The following is a 15,064-nucleotide window of genomic DNA, read 5'->3' as shown; positions in this document are numbered from 1 at the left end:
ATAATTCCAGACGCGATCCCTTTACAACAGCTTCAAGGCCTGTTTTATCAGATCTTCGACAGACAAGGCCGAGGCGTCTCTCCCCTGGCGGATATCGGGAGAATTAAGGATTTTGTCCAGAGTTTTCTCGATTAAATGTTTATTAAAGCCCAGCATTATTAATCCTGATAACGCTTCTTCCCTGGCTCTATTGTGTGTAAGGTTAGAAAATTCTATTAAATTTTCCCTTTTCGTAAACCTGTCTTTAAGGTCTACAATTATTCTCTGTGCTGATTTTGCTCCGATTCCTTTCACAGATTGCAGTACAGATATTTTTTCAGAGGTAATTGCATCCTGCACTTCGGCCGGTGACAGGGAGGAGAGGATAACTCTAGCTGTATTAGGTCCGATGCCGGATACGGAGATCAGTTCGCGGAACAGGTGGCGTTCATCCTCATCGGCGAAACCGAAAAGTATCATGGCATCCTCCCTGACGACCAGATGGGTGAAAAGCCTGTATTCAGACTTATCCTTAATCTGGGAATAGGTGTTCAGGGATATATTCAGGAGATAACCTATCCCACTGGTATAGACAACTACGCAAGCAGGTGTGATCTTTTCAAGTTTCCCCTCAATAAATGAATACATTGTATATGATGATTGGTTCAAAGGGTGCAAAATTACAATATTAATTTAATCTAAAACAATGACAGGCGAATGGTTAAAAACAAAAATGTTTCAGTTGTTATTTTTTTAACAAATAATTATTAGTTTTGTCACCCAGGAAATCTACTTAAAATTCAAAAGTTTCAAACTATGGATCCGAATATCAGAAAAGATGCTTTATTGTATCACTCGTTGGGCCGGCCAGGGAAACTTGAAGTGATACCAACAAAACCTTACAGCACTCAAAGGGATTTATCTCTTGCGTACACACCGGGTGTGGCAAAACCTTGTCTTGAGATTGAAAAAAATCCTGATGACATTTACAAATACACCGCCAAAGGGAATCTGGTTGCCGTCATCTCGAATGGCACAGCCGTTCTTGGTTTGGGCGATATCGGTGCAGCAGCCGGCAAACCGGTAATGGAAGGAAAAGGATTGTTATTTAAAGTGTTTGCTGACATCGATGTGTTTGATATTGAAATTGACACGAAGGATATAGATAAGTTTGTCGAGACAGTCATTCTTATAGCGCCGACTTTTGGTGGTATTAATCTCGAAGACATCAAAGCTCCGGAATGTTTTGAAATCGAGGACAGGATCAAGGAAGCCCTTGATATACCTGTCATGCATGATGACCAGCACGGCACAGCTATCATCACTGCAGCCGGTTTATTGAATGTGCTTGAAATCATTGGTAAAAAGATCGGGGATATTAAAATTGTCATTAATGGTGCTGGAGCTGCTGCCATATCATGTACACGGTTGTATATAAAATTGGGTGTAAATCCGGATAATGTCATTATGCTTGACAGCAAAGGTGTCCTGCATAAGGACCGTAAAGACATGAACAAGACAAAGCAGCAGTTTGCAACGGCAAAGAATGTCCACACGCTTGAAGAAGCCATAAAAGGTGCTGATTTATTTCTTGGATTGTCGGTGGCCGGTGCATTAAAGAAAGAGCTCCTGCTGTTGATGGCTAAGAATCCGATTGTTTTTGCCATGGCCAATCCTGTTCCGGAAATCACTTACGAGGAAGCCACTGCCACCCGTGATGATATCATAATAGCAACCGGACGTTCAGATTATCCCAACCAGATTAACAATGTTCTGGGTTTTCCATTCATCTTCAGGGGCGCTCTCGATGTCAGGGCTACGACCATCAATGACGAAATGAAACTGGCCGCTGCTCATGCCCTGGCCGAATTGGCCAAGGAACCTGTTCCTGAAGAGGTCAACATTGCGTACCAGACAACAAACCTGAGTTTTGGAAGAGACTATTTTATCCCAAAACCGATGGATCCGCGGCTGATCTCAAAGGTAGCACCTGCTGTTGCAAAAGCTGCCATGGAAACAGGTGTGGCACGCAAACCTATTACTGATTGGGATGCCTATATTGAGGAACTCAACAAACGCCTTGGCGCTCAAAATACGCTTATACGCCAAATAAAAGAGCGGGCCAGAAAAGATCCCAAAAGGGTGGTGTTCGCTGAGGCTGAAAATTATAAAATGCTCAAGACAGCTGAGATTATCCTCAATGAAAATGTCGCAAAACCTATTCTGCTCGGAAATGTTCAGGTGATACATGATATCATCAATCAGAATGGTCTTGAGCTGGATGGCGTAGAGATCATCGATCCGAAATCACAGGAACAGGCAGAACGCAGGAAACAGTTTGCCACCATGTTTTACCATAAGATGCAGAGAAAGGGAGTTAATTTAACATCTGCCGAGGAAACCATCATGCACCGCAACTATTTTGCGCCCATGCTTGTCGAAACCGGATTTGCTGATGCCATGGTATCGGGGCTGACAAGACATTATATGGATCAGTTGAATCCTGTGCTGGATATCATCGGCAGAAGAGAAGGCGCTTCACTTGTCACAGGAATGTATATTATCATGACCAAAGAAGGGCCTCTTTTCTTTGCCGATTGCACGGTGACAAAAAATCCTCAAAAGGAACAGCTGGTTGAGATCGCGCTGCAAACCATTCATGCCGTCAAACAGTTCCATATCAAACCAAGGGTGGCCTTTGCATCCTATTCAAACTTCGGCTCGCATCCGGGTAAAATACCCGATATGCAAAGAGAAGCTATTGAAATACTTCACAGGGATTACCCTGATCTGATTGTGGATGGTGAAATGCAGGTCAATTATGCCCTTAACAGCGAAATTTTGAAGGAAGATTTCCCCTTCTCAAAGTTAGTGGGAGGCCCTGCCAATGTTTTGATTTTCCCTTACCTCACCGCCGGCAATATAGCTTACAAGCTCATGCAGGAAGTCGGAAAATTCGAAGTGATTGGACCGATTCTCAATGGATTACGGAAATCAGTGTATATCGTTCAAATGGGAGCATCTGTATCAGAAATCGTGAACCTCGTTACAGTGGCTGTTATCGACGCTCAAGGCCACGAAAAAAAATAAACAGCACATGGAGTGTAAAAATATCTGAGTAAAAGATGGGAAAAACAGGCGTCGGGATTGACGTAATTGAAGCCTTTGTTAAGGCCGCCGTATATTGTTCACGGTATGAACGGTGCATCAGCCAGGTTTCATTGAAACTGAAAAAATGGACTATCAGTGGTGACATTGCCGGAATTGTCATCGAACGGCTGGTCAATGAGAATTATATAAACGAGGAACGTTTTGCAAAAGCCTATGCAGGCATGCAATTCAGAATGAATAAATGGGGAAGGCTGAAAATCGTTCATAGCCTGAAACAACTGAATATCCCTGAAAGGCTTATCCATAAGAGCCTTGAAGAAATTGACGAGGCGGAGTACAGGCAGGTTTTAACATCGCTGATTCTGAAAAAAATTTCCCAAATTAAAAGTGAAAAAATACTGACCACGCAAAAAAAAGTTGCTACATTTGTCATCGGGAAAGGGTATGAACCGGAGTTGGTGTGGGAAGTAGTGAAAAGAATGATACAGCCTTATGGTAACACCTGAAATGATCAAAGAGCTTGATAAAAGGCTTGAAGCCTTGCGGAGGTATCTTTGATATCGACAACAAGCTGAAACTTATCGCCGATGAAGAGGCTTTGACGCGGGAGCCAGGTTTCTGGGATGACCAGAAACAAGCTGAACAGGTGTTACGATCCATTAAAGATAAAAAGATCTGGACCAGGTCATTTGATGAATCTGCCGGTTCATTCGATGACCTGAAAGTCATTTTCGAATTTTTCACCTTGGGTGAAGGAACGGAGAGGGAATTGGATATGCAGTATTCCAAATCTCGCAAATTAATTGAGGATTTGGAATTTATGAATATGCTTGGTAATGAGGAGGATAAACTTAGTGCCATTGTAAACATAAATCCTGGTGCCGGTGGCACAGAAAGCCAGGACTGGGCTCAGATGCTGATGAGGATGTACATCCGCTGGGGTGAACGCCACAAGTATAATGTCAAAGAAATTGATTATCAGCAGGGTGATGTGGCTGGCCTGAAATCAGTTACACTGGAATTTGAAGGCGAATTTGCCTATGGTTACCTGAAAGGAGAAAATGGCGTTCACCGTCTCGTCCGTCTGTCGCCATTTGATGCCAACAACCGCCGTCATACATCCTTTGCTTCAGTTTATGCTTACCCTGTTGTTGATGAAAATATCAAGATCGAAATAAACCAGGCTGATATCACGTGGGATACATTTCGTTCAGGAGGCCCCGGCGGGCAAAATGTCAACAAGGTCGAAACAGCTGTCCGCCTGAAGCATAAGCCCAGCAGTATCATTATTGAGTGCCAGGAAACACGCTCCCAGATGCAAAATAAGGATAAAGCCCTCAGGATGCTGAAATCGCAATTATTTGAAATCGAACTGAGGAAAAAGAAAGAGGAGCAGGCCAAAATTGAAGGCAATAAAAAAAGAATTGAATGGGGATCTCAAATCAGAAGCTATGTGTTACAACCCTATAAAATGGTCAAGGATGTGCGGACGGGTTATGAAACATCAAATGCACAAGCTGTTCTTGACGGAGAAATAGATGATTTCATAAAGGCATACCTGATGGAATTCGGAAAACGATAAAACACACGCGGAATATGCTCTATAAAATTTACCACAACCCCCGATGCCGTAAGTCAAGGGCCGGGTTGCAATACCTGAAGGACAAGGGTTTCAGGGTGGAAGTCATCGAATACATGAAGAAGGCCATCAGTGAAAAAGAGTTATCTGATATTTTGATGAGACTCAACAAGAGGCCACATGAAATCATCCGCACCCAGGAAGATATTTTCAAGGACAGATTCAGGGGTAAAAACTTCACTGACCAGGAATGGATCAAAATCATGGTTGAACACCCCCAACTCATCCAGCGCCCAATCATTGTTAAAAACTACAAAGCCGTCATTGGCGATCCACCCTCAAACATTGATAATCTATTAATCTAACAAAATATTTATATGACGAAAACACGGATTGAAAAAGACACCATGGGGCCTGTTGAGGTACCTGCCGATAAGTATTGGGGAGCCCAGACCCAACGATCAAAGGACAATTTTAAAATCGGTGACGGGAGAATGCCCATTGAGATTATCAGAGCTTTTGCGACATTAAAAAAGGCTGCCGCCCTGGTTAATTATGACCTTGGAAAATTACCGGCAGAGAAGAAAGATCTGATATGCCAGGTTTGTGATGAGATTACAGATGGCAAGCTGGATGACCAGTTTCCATTGGTCGTATGGCAGACAGGATCAGGCACGCAAACGAACATGAATCTCAATGAGGTGATTGCCAACAGAGCCCATGTCATCCATGGTGGTGTGCTTGGAGAAGGACAAAAATTCATTCATCCCAATGACGACGTGAATAAATCCCAGTCTTCTAATGATACTTTTCCGACAGCTATGCATATCGCTGCCTATAATGCAGTGGTGGAAATAACCGTACCCGGTGTTGAAAAGTTAAGGGAAACGCTGGATAAGAAGGCTAAAGAATTTGCCGTCATCGTGAAAATCGGCCGCACACACCTGATGGATGCCACGCCCCTGACTCTGGGACAGGAGTTCTCAGGATATGTGTCACAACTTGATCATGGGCTCAAAGCTTTACGAAATACTTTGCCTCATCTGTTAGAGCTGGCTTTGGGCGGAACGGCCGTCGGAACGGGAATAAATGCTCCAAAGGGTTATGATGTGCTTGTCGCAAAAAAAATTGCAGAGCTCACCGGTTATCCGTTTGTAACGGCACCAAACAAGTTTGAAGCCCTTTCGGCTCATGATGCCATTGTGGAAGCTTCCGGGGCATTGAAGCGTCTGGCTGTCAGCCTGATGGCAATCGCACACAATATCCGCATGCTGGGCTCCGGCCCCAGATGTGGCATTGGAGAGCTTATTCTTCCTGAAAATGAACCCGGATCCTCAATTATGCCCGGTAAAGTCAATCCGACACAACCGGAAGCACTTACCATGGTTTGTGCACAGGTGATGGGTAATGATGTAGCCATTACTGTTGGTGGATTGAACAGCCACTTCCAACTGAATGTCTTTAAGCCCGTGATGATCTATAACTTCCTGATGTCAGCCCGGTTGCTTGGAGATGCCTGTGTTTCATTCAATGATAATTGTGCTGCCGGCATCCAGGCTAACCTGGTCAATATTCAGAAGAACCTTGAAAACTCATTAATGCTGGTCACCGCATTGAATCCGTATATCGGTTATGACAACTCAGCCAAGATAGCCAAAAAGGCACATGCCGAAAATAAAACACTGCGTGAGGCTGCAATGGAACTGGGATTGGTGACAAATGAACAGTTCACCGAATGGGTCGATCCAAAAAAGATGATCTGACGAATTCAACCTGAAGATCCCGGGGTTTCTAAAAGTCTCCGGGATCTTTGAGATTCTTCATCCTGTAGACATATACCTCCTTAAGCTTTATTTTTCCCCTGTAAATAGTTATGGTATCAGGTTCTTCAATAATCTCAAACATACCCTTATAAAGATCTGCAGGATTCCTGAAGTAATTATCCGGCGTGATATAATACGCATCTGTTCCGGTCTGTAAGCCTCCTCTTGCCTTGTTGATCCATGCATATTTGTGTATCTCTTCCAAGGTGTTCACGGCGAACAGGTTGATGTGATTCGGGTAAGCCAGGTAATAATCGAGATGAGCGGCTGGAAACCACTTCGGGCTGATGATGACAGCATCTTTTTTCATCCGGCCGTCTTTTATATCTCGATCATAAATTGGTATAAAGTGCTTTTCAAGTTGTTTCCATCCATACATTTCGAGAGAAGGATCATTAAATCTCAACCTATGGGAATTCACCAGTCCATACCTGATTTGCAGGATGCCTATTGTCAGAATGAGTATCATCAGTACTATCGAAATCTTATTCCAAAGAGGGAATAATTTTATCACACCTGATGCATTCAGTCGATCATCGAGCCAGGCAGAAGCCAGAAGAATAAGAGAAAGATATCCGGGTCCGGACCAATGAGGTAATGTACGACGGAACATGGCAAAAACAAGGAACATGCCGATGAGCGGCAGGCTGAAAAGCAACAATGCTGACTTATGCTCCTTTTCAATAAAATTCCTGTGCTTTAAAACAGCCCATAATGAGAGAATGATCACAATGACATTCACCGGATTGTTATAAAAAAACTGACCGAGCAGTTCAGTGGCCAAAAATACAGGCCTGAAACCTGAATGAGTCATATCTACCCTGCTGCTGTGATAGGTGAAGCTAATAAAATCGTTTTGAACATTCCAGATTATGACCGGCAGGAAGATCAGTGCAGAAAGCAAAACGGCCAGATAGAGCTCTTTTGTCCTCAGCCATTTCCTGTTAAAGAACAGAATATATAGCAAGGCTCCTGCCCAGAGAAAAGCAGAGGTATATTTTGACAATAATGCCAGGCCAATTGAAGCGCCTGCAAGAATCATCTTTACACGGTCAGATGGAAGGAAATCTTGTTTTTTAAGAATATCCAGCAAAAGGAACAGACTTATGAGCCAGAAAAACAACTGCGGTGTGTCTGGCAAAATGAGGATCCCGGTAATGACAAAGCAATAGATCGATCCCGTGTAGAAAAAAGCGGCATATAAGCCTGTCATCTGGTTTTTAAGACGTGAGCCGATGAGATATATGAGCCAGGTATTGATAGCTCCGAATACGATAGATGGAAGACGTAAGAAAAATTCGCCAGAGAAAGTAAGATTCAATGTGAATAGCTGGATGACCCATCCAATCATTGGGGGGTGGTCGAAATGGCTCAAGGCAGGATATAACGCATATGTCCAATAATAGACCTCATCATTGCCCAACTCGACAAAACCTGCAATAAAAGCCCTGACAGCAGCAGAGAGTATGATCAATACAGCCAGATAAATATGAATAGTGCTTGTTCTCTCCATTGACTATTTTTTTCTTCCTGTGTACCTGAAAAAAATGAGAGTCACCAATGAGATGACAATAATAAGATAAATTATCCGGAATATATTGGTTTTGGTTTTATCAATAACTGCTTTGGGTTGATCGGTTGGAATGCGGTCGTTATAGCGTGCAACCGGATTAAGGTAATAGGTGGTACCATCAGCAAAGGAAATTTCACTGCGGATGTAAGTATCATCAGGTAAAAGGGTATAGCTGGCAGAATAACTTTTTGATTCTGTTTTCCTGATCTGTCCATCCTGACCTATAAACCTGAAGGAAGCAGGTTTGTCGGCCGCAACAACGAGCGTATCGCCAATCATCTTTATCTGGCTGAGAACAGGAAGATTTTTATGCCGGTCTATTTTTACTTCATAAGATTCACCGGGGACATAGTTGATATCGGCTCCGAAGGCATTTCCCTTTTTGAGAGCGGCAATAATGTCATCATGATTTGCAGTTCCGGTATTGATGAAAGTACACCGGCGTCCAACTTCATCAGGGATGGTCAGGTCATGTCCATCATCATCGCCGATAATGGTGACATAATGTCCTGCTGACAGGGCTGCATCCCAATGCCGGATCGACACCCGTTGATTGTTCAACACCTCTATGCCATCGTAATTGGTGAGGTATTTCATGTCTTCAGGTATATACCCATGTCTGAATAAGGGATGCGCTAAAAATATCAACTCATTGTCATGTCTGAGCCTATTAATGATATTCTGTTTATGATTTAGATTTTGTAGTAGCGGGTAATCGATCCAGAAAACCTTTTTCGTTCCGATGCAAACCTGATGCGTCTTTCTGATGTTGTAACCATGTTCATATTCAGGTACATAACCCTGCTTTCCCTCCCCATACCTGTTGATCTTCATATAATCGGAGATACCGACCACATCATAACCCAACAACCGGTATTTTGCATATATGTTTTCACTCGAATTTTTTCGACCATTTGTAATACCAAGCCAAACACGTGACTGGATCTGAAAGTTTGCTTTTTTCCATTGTGAAGGATTCATATCTTCATAAGGATTGTATATCCTATGACCTTCAAATTTACCAGGCTGAGGAAATTTATAAATAGGACATAAAAGGTAAAAGACACTAAAAATGCAAAACAGGAGTAAGAGAAATGAGAGACAGATTTTAAATGAAAAACGTAATACTTTCTTAATCATAGCGTAACAGCCGTTTCATTCATCCGATAGGTCACAGGGGCAGGTGTATTGAGTCGATTTTCGGGAATCAAATTATTATAAAGGGATATTCCCATGTTTTTTGGGCGGATTGTTTTTATTTTTGTTTTGAGTCATTTCCAATGCCTGTATCAGTTTAAAGCGGGTTTGTTTCGGAAAGATGATCTCATCGATATAGCCAAGTTCCGCAGCTTTATAAGGACTGGCAAAGGTTTTCTTGTATTCGTCGACAGCTATTTTTTTATCCTCATCCGACAGTTTATCCCTGAAGATAATATTCACTGCGCCTGCTGGTCCCATGACAGCGATTTCAGCAGTAGGGTAGGCAAAATTGACATCAGCGCCAATATGTTTGCTTGACATCACGTCATAGGCTCCGCCATAAGCTTTACGGGTAATAACCGTAATTTTTGGCACGGTGGCCTCGCAGAATGCATATAAAAGCTTTGCGCCATGTTTAATGATACCGCCAAATTCCTGCGCTGTCCCGGGGAGAAAGCCAGGTACATCGACAAAAGTGATCAACGGAATATTGAAGGCATCACAAAACCGGACAAAACGTGCGGCTTTGACCGCTGAATTGATATCCAGGACACCGGCAAGGACATCGGGCTGATTGGCTACGATGCCGACAGGTCTTCCACCCAGGCGTGCAAAGCCAATGATAATGTTCTGTGCATAATAGGGCATGACCTCAAAGAAGTGATGATCGTCCACGACGGTGAGTATGATCTCCTTCATATCATATGGCTTGTTGGGATCGACAGGTACGATGGTCTGGAGTTTTTCATCCTCACGATGGATATTATCCATGCATGGTTTCACAGGAGGGTCTTCCATATTATTGGATGGCAGGAATGTCATCAATTCGCGGATCATCATCATGCACTGTTCGTCATTTTCAGCGACAAAGTGCGCCACGCCACTTTTGGAGTTATGAGTCATTGCGCCGCCAAGTTCTTCTTTTGTCACTTCTTCGTGGGTCACAGCCTTAATGACGTCGGGACCGGTGACGAACATATAGCTGGAATCCTTGACCATGAATATAAAGTCGGTCATGGCAGGGGAATAGACAGCGCCACCGGCGCAGGGGCCGAGCACGGCGGATATCTGCGGTATGACGCCCGAACTCATGACATTCAGATAAAAAATGTCGGCATAACCTGCCAGGCTTTCAACACCTTCCTGTATCCTTGCTCCTCCGGAGTCATTGAGTCCGATTAATGGTGCGCCCATTTTCATGGCCAGCTGTGAAACCTTAACTATCTTTTCGGCGTTGGCACGGCTGAGGGTGCCGCCAAAAACGGTGAAATCCTGGGCAAATACATAGACAAGCCTTCCGTCAATCTTACCATACCCTGAAACCACGCCATCCCCATAGATTTTATTTTTCTCCATTTCAAAATCATGTGCCCTATGGGTGACGAAACGGTCCATTTCAACAAAAGTATTGGGATCAAGAAGGTCTTTGACGCGCTCTCTGGCAGTATTGCGTCCGGCATTATGTTGCCGTTCTATTCTTTCTTTTCCCCCACCTAATTCTGCAACTTTATTCCGCTCTTCAAACTGCCTGAATTTTTCTTCTAATGTTGACATAGTCAATGATTTAATTAACAATAAGCCAAAGACATTATCCGGTATCTCCTGAATATCGGGCGATCATTCAATGATGACCAGAGTTTGATTCCCGTTGACAGTAGCTCCTTCACTTGTGAGAACTTCCTTAACATACCCATCCTTTCTGGCTTTGAACTCGCTTTCCATTTTCATGGCAGAAACCACAATCACAGTCTGGCCCTCCTTAACCTGATCACCGACTTTAACAAATATTCTGACCACTTTTCCGGGCATAGGAGAATAAATTTTATTTTCAGCCTGGCCAAAAATACTTTTCTCACGGCTTCTCAGGTATTTCGTCTCTGCATCCACAATCTCAACGTTATAGGTGTTAAGATATGTATTGACAGTATATTTATTACTGTTGCCATTCTGGAACAATTCGATATTATATGACCTGTTATTTAAAAGAATTGAATAAACACCCTCTTCGACTTTAACGATATCCAGTTCATAAATTGTATTGTCAACAGCCACTTTGACTTTATTCTCCTCCTTGTAAAGCAACTCGACTGTGGCTTTTCGGTTATTGAGATTCATTTCCAGTGACATAGGATTTCAGATTTGGTTCAACTTAAAATCTTAAAGGGTCCGAATGATCGTTCTCTGATCAAAAGGATATTATGAACGCTGGATGCCCTTTCTTCTGCCAAATTCCTTCCAGTTAGACCTGACCGGAGCCATGCGGTTTGCAGAATTTTTATTCAGGTTCGAAATATAATCCATATATGTTGCGATTATTGCCACATCCTCGCATAAAGCATCGCAACGTTCGGTTTCCATGATCTCTTTTTTGTGATCTTCAATAAAATGTGTATTATAAACTCCTTGCCGGAATGCAGGAATATCCAAAATTTTCATAAGGAATTTAATGGTTGTCTTTACTCCGGAGATCTTGTAAGAATAGAGCGCACGCTTCATCCTGTTTATAGCCTCGTCGCGTGTCCTTCCCCAGACAATAAGTTTTGAAATGAGGGGATCGTAATACAAGGGTATTTCGTAACCTTCATACATATAGCTGTCATTTCTAACGTCCAGTCCGAGTGGTTCAGTGATATGTTTGACGACACCCGGGCTTGGCATGAAACCATTGTCAGGATCTTCGGCATATATCCTGCATTCAATAGCATGGCCAAATTGTTGCAGTTTATCCTGTTTCAGGGCAAGTGGCTCACCGTTGGCAATACGGATTTGTTCCTTGACCAGATCAACGCCGACAACACGCTCAGTGATAGGATGTTCTACCTGTAGCCGTGTATTCATTTCGAGAAAATAGTAATTCAGATGGTCATCGACGATAAATTCAATGGTACCGGCTCCTTCATAATTGACGGCTTTAGCCGCAGCCACAGCATGTTGCCCCATTATTTCCCGTATCTCCGGTGTAATGACCGGCGAGGGTGTTTCTTCAATGACTTTCTGATGGCGGCGCTGTATTGAGCATTCACGTTCAAACAGGTGAATGGTATGTCCAAAGCTGTCGGCAAGTATCTGAAATTCGATATGATGGGGTGAAGCGATATATTTTTCAATATAGATTGTATCGTCACCAAAGGCAGAGAGAGCTTCGGAGCGTGCACCACGCATGGCGCTGACGATATCTTCTTTTTTGTAAACCAGACGCATGCCTTTGCCACCGCCACCGGATGATGCCTTTATCATGACCGGCAGTCCTAATTCCATGGCTGTTATAACGGCTGAATCGTCGTCATCAATTTTCCCTTTTGACCCAGGGACAACAGGTATTCCGGCAGCCATGATGGTTTTACGGGCTGTGAGTTTATCGCCCATTGTAGCAATTGAATAAGCTGAAGGACCGATGAACTTGATACCCTCTTGTTTACATCGCTCTGAGAAGCGGGCGTTCTCCGAGAGGAATCCATATCCCGGATGAATGGCATCTGCACCGCTTTTTTTTGCTGCGTCAATGATTTTATCTATAACGAGGTAACTTTCAGAGGAAGGTGAGGGCCCGATGAAAAAGGCTTCGTCTGCATATCTGATGTGTAAAGATTTTCTATCTGCCTCTGAGAAAACAGCTACCGAGCGTATTCCCATCTCCCTGCATGATCTCATCACCCTGACAGCTATTTCGCCCCTGTTGGCAACAAGTATTTTTTTAATCATGAACGACCACGTTAAATAAAAAGTCCGATATCAACTGCCCAGGTCTTCCGGAAAAATCGTCCGAAGTTACAAAATAATCATACGTCACCGGACACTAAAAAAATACAGTCATTAGAAAAACTGATATCGATATCTGGTTACGATCATGAAATACCAATGCTATTGCGTGTCTGTGACGCGAGCGATTTTTATGAGGCGGTGTCCTTTTAAAGGCCTTAGGGTTTGCAGGCGGGGCAGGGAATTAATTTGAGAATTTGAAAATTAGTCAATTAGTCAATATGGCAATTTAGATGTAAAAGTAGACACTGCATAGCAGAGGCTTTTGTTTAATGTCTTTAACCTCAAACATTATTTCGCCATCTACTTCGAATGTTCGATATTGGATATTCAAGGAGTGGGTCGCCGAAAACCCAGGCTGTCTTTTTCTTTTCGTACTTTTCTTTTGGACACACAAAAGAAAAGTACATCAATAAAAAAACATTCTCAAGCCACTTCTATTTTTCAGTGAACATCACCTCTATTCGCATTATAACATACCAGAAAACCTAACAACAAAAAAATTAAATCTATTCGAATTCAGTTCTGCAAAATAATATACCTGGCGCATCAAAATAGTAATTAGCCTCCTTGAACTTTTTTTGATTAATATGCGTTAAATGTTTGTACATTTAGAGGAATTTATAATTTTGGCATTCTAATCAGACGCTTAAATTTTTTATACAAGCTAATAGGGCAATGGGTAAATTAAAATTTAAAGCCGGATATCTTGGGCCTAAAAATAAGATTAACGTTGTATTGGCTCTTATCACATTCAAAGAGAATGATATTTGTTTTGTTTATTCTCCTACATTAGATATCACTGGATATGGTAATACCGATCAAGAAGCAAGAGATTCATTTAATATCGCTCTTAAAGAGTTTCTAAGGTATACTACTAATAAAAAAACTTTAAATGATGAATTAAAGAGGCTTGGATGGACAATTGTTAAACATCAACCTAACCCCATTTATAATCAACCCTTTCTTGATCAGCTTCTTAGAGATAAATCTTATCTTAAGGATATTATAAGGGAAAAAGAATTTTCCAGAATAAATGAGCGTGTTGCATTGCCCGTTATGTAATGGCAAAGATTGATAATATTTCTCTGAGAAAATATTTGAGGTTTCTTGAATTTTGTGAGTGCAAATGTTATCGAACTACCGATGGGCATCAACACTATTCAAGATCAGATTTAAAACGCCCATTAACTCTTCAAACTCATATTGATCCTGTTCCTGCATTTATTATTAGACAGCATTTAAGGTATTTAAATATCAGTATAAGAGAATTTTATAAAATAATCGATAATATTTAGCCCCAATGCTAGCGCGCCTCTGTGACGCGTGCTAAAGAATTGCGCGTTTCAAACGCGCTGATACCAGGCACGCGTTCGGAAACGCGCGCCAGCTGGGGATTTTTATGAGGCGGTGTCCTTTTAAAGGCCTTAGGGTTTGCAGGCGGGGCACCCAATATGATTGGGCGATTGTCGATTGAGTGATGTTCGATGTCAGATATGGGTGTAGCCCTATTTTAGGACAAGACACTTCAAAAATCAATTCTACTTCGACATCGCTTTCCAATTCAACTTCTATTTCGAATGTTCGATATTGGATATTCAAGGAGTGGGTCGCCGAGAAGTCCAGCCTTGATCTTTCTTTTGGTACTTTTCTTTGTATTAAGACAAAGAAAAGTACATAAATAAAAAAATAACTGATAATTACTACGAGTGCGCATAAAAATATTATTTAACCCATAATATCCCCGCACTGTTATCTCGGGAAAAAACCTTAAATTTATTGGCTAATAAGTTTCAAAATGACCGTTCAGGAATACCTGCAAAAAGTCAACCAACTATACAAATCCGGCATATCAACGGAGCATAGTTACCGGCCTGACCTTCGAAACCTTCTCGAAAGTTTGCTTCCCGGTGTGGCAGCAACCAATGAACCTTCCCGGATTGAGTGCGGAGCACCTGATTATATCATTACAAAGAAAGGCATCCCCATTGGCTTCATCGAAGCAAAAGATGTTGGTGCTGACCTGAATAACAGGATTCA

Annotated in this window: 12 protein-coding genes and 1 pseudogene; 7 read left to right on the top strand and 6 right to left on the bottom strand. The window is 42.3% G+C overall.

The features are described 5' to 3' along the window. Window positions 1-21: 21 nt before the first annotated feature. On the bottom strand, window positions 22-627 hold the full coding sequence (gene ruvA, locus NT175_12435) for a Holliday junction branch migration protein RuvA (GenBank protein ID MCX6235501.1): 606 nt from the start codon (window positions 625-627) through the stop codon (window positions 22-24). A gap of 168 nt (window positions 628-795) precedes the next feature. Between ruvA and NT175_12430 the strand changes: the two genes are divergently transcribed. The 5 genes from NT175_12430 to fumC all read left to right on the top strand — a co-directional run bounded on the left by NT175_12430 (window position 796) and on the right by fumC (window position 6,432). Beyond that, window positions 796-3,069 carry an NADP-dependent malic enzyme gene (locus NT175_12430; GenBank protein MCX6235500.1) on the top strand — a complete coding sequence of 758 codons (2,274 nt, stop codon included), beginning with the start codon at window positions 796-798 and terminating at the stop codon, window positions 3,067-3,069. A gap of 35 nt (window positions 3,070-3,104) precedes the next feature. Next, complete coding sequence (locus NT175_12425) at window positions 3,105-3,596, top strand: regulatory protein RecX (GenBank protein MCX6235499.1); 492 nt, start codon at window positions 3,105-3,107, stop codon at window positions 3,594-3,596. Further along, window positions 3,583-4,672, top strand: a protein-coding gene (gene prfB / locus NT175_12420; protein ID MCX6235498.1) for a peptide chain release factor 2 whose coding sequence is annotated in 2 segments (ribosomal slippage) — window positions 3,583-3,645 and window positions 3,647-4,672 — 1,089 coding nt in all. Because the reading frame shifts where the segments join, the coding sequence is not laid out codon by codon here. The genes NT175_12425 and prfB overlap by 14 nt, the downstream gene beginning before the upstream one ends. A gap of 14 nt (window positions 4,673-4,686) precedes the next feature. Further along, on the top strand, window positions 4,687-5,034 hold the full coding sequence (gene arsC, locus NT175_12415; GenBank protein ID MCX6235497.1) for an arsenate reductase (glutaredoxin): 348 nt from the start codon (window positions 4,687-4,689) through the stop codon (window positions 5,032-5,034). A gap of 12 nt (window positions 5,035-5,046) precedes the next feature. Further along, on the top strand, window positions 5,047-6,432 hold the full coding sequence (gene fumC, locus NT175_12410) for a class II fumarate hydratase (GenBank protein ID MCX6235496.1): 1,386 nt from the start codon (window positions 5,047-5,049) through the stop codon (window positions 6,430-6,432). Between the two features lie 28 nt (window positions 6,433-6,460). Here the strand turns inward: fumC and NT175_12405 are convergent, their stop codons facing one another. From NT175_12405 to accC, 5 genes and pseudogenes are all read right to left on the bottom strand, one after another. Continuing rightward, entirely contained in the window at window positions 6,461-8,005 is a 1,545-nt protein-coding gene (locus NT175_12405; protein ID MCX6235495.1) for a glycosyltransferase family 39 protein, read from the bottom strand. A 3-nt stretch (window positions 8,006-8,008) separates the two neighbouring features. Then, window positions 8,009-9,205 carry a hypothetical protein gene (locus NT175_12400; GenBank protein MCX6235494.1) on the bottom strand — a complete coding sequence of 399 codons (1,197 nt, stop codon included), beginning with the start codon at window positions 9,203-9,205 and terminating at the stop codon, window positions 8,009-8,011. A gap of 75 nt (window positions 9,206-9,280) precedes the next feature. Then, window positions 9,281-10,819, bottom strand: coding sequence for an acyl-CoA carboxylase subunit beta (locus tag NT175_12395; protein ID MCX6235493.1), 1,539 nt, complete (start codon window positions 10,817-10,819; stop codon window positions 9,281-9,283). A gap of 63 nt (window positions 10,820-10,882) precedes the next feature. After that, window positions 10,883-11,080: pseudogene (locus NT175_12390) on the bottom strand (biotin/lipoyl-binding protein). A gap of 381 nt (window positions 11,081-11,461) precedes the next feature. Next, complete coding sequence (accC, locus tag NT175_12385; GenBank protein ID MCX6235492.1) at window positions 11,462-12,967, bottom strand: acetyl-CoA carboxylase biotin carboxylase subunit; 1,506 nt, start codon at window positions 12,965-12,967, stop codon at window positions 11,462-11,464. Window positions 12,968-13,702: 735 nt separating this feature from the next. On the opposite strand from accC, the gene NT175_12380 reads away from it, so the two are divergent. Both NT175_12380 and NT175_12375 read left to right on the top strand, forming a co-directional pair. Continuing rightward, window positions 13,703-14,089, top strand: a complete 387-nt coding sequence (locus NT175_12380; GenBank protein ID MCX6235491.1) for a hypothetical protein — start codon at window positions 13,703-13,705, stop codon at window positions 14,087-14,089. A 733-nt stretch (window positions 14,090-14,822) separates the two neighbouring features. After that, on the top strand, window positions 14,823-15,064 hold a 242-nt coding region (locus NT175_12375), incomplete at its 3' end, for a hypothetical protein (protein MCX6235490.1).

The organism is Bacteroidota bacterium, from assembly GCA_026391695.1.
Classification (GTDB): Bacteria; Bacteroidota; Bacteroidia; order Bacteroidales; family JAGONC01; genus JAPLDP01.
Note: the sequence above shows the minus strand (reverse complement) of the source record. Positions and strands in the feature narration are given on the sequence as shown.

What these genes read in the sequence shown, in the direction of transcription:
- ruvA (MCX6235501.1), bottom strand. Translation starts at nt 627, where the DNA reads ATGTATTCATTTATTGAGGGGAAACTTGAAAAGATCACACCTGCTTGC.
- NT175_12430 (MCX6235500.1), top strand. Translation starts at nt 796, where the DNA reads ATGGATCCGAATATCAGAAAAGATGCTTTATTGTATCACTCGTTGGGC.
- NT175_12425 (MCX6235499.1), top strand. Translation starts at nt 3,105, where the DNA reads ATGGGAAAAACAGGCGTCGGGATTGACGTAATTGAAGCCTTTGTTAAG.
- arsC (MCX6235497.1), top strand. Translation starts at nt 4,687, where the DNA reads ATGCTCTATAAAATTTACCACAACCCCCGATGCCGTAAGTCAAGGGCC.
- fumC (MCX6235496.1), top strand. Translation starts at nt 5,047, where the DNA reads ATGACGAAAACACGGATTGAAAAAGACACCATGGGGCCTGTTGAGGTA.
- NT175_12405 (MCX6235495.1), bottom strand. Translation starts at nt 8,005, where the DNA reads ATGGAGAGAACAAGCACTATTCATATTTATCTGGCTGTATTGATCATA.
- NT175_12400 (MCX6235494.1), bottom strand. Translation starts at nt 9,205, where the DNA reads ATGATTAAGAAAGTATTACGTTTTTCATTTAAAATCTGTCTCTCATTT.
- NT175_12395 (MCX6235493.1), bottom strand. Translation starts at nt 10,819, where the DNA reads ATGTCAACATTAGAAGAAAAATTCAGGCAGTTTGAAGAGCGGAATAAA.
- accC (MCX6235492.1), bottom strand. Translation starts at nt 12,967, where the DNA reads ATGATTAAAAAAATACTTGTTGCCAACAGGGGCGAAATAGCTGTCAGG.
- NT175_12380 (MCX6235491.1), top strand. Translation starts at nt 13,703, where the DNA reads ATGGGTAAATTAAAATTTAAAGCCGGATATCTTGGGCCTAAAAATAAG.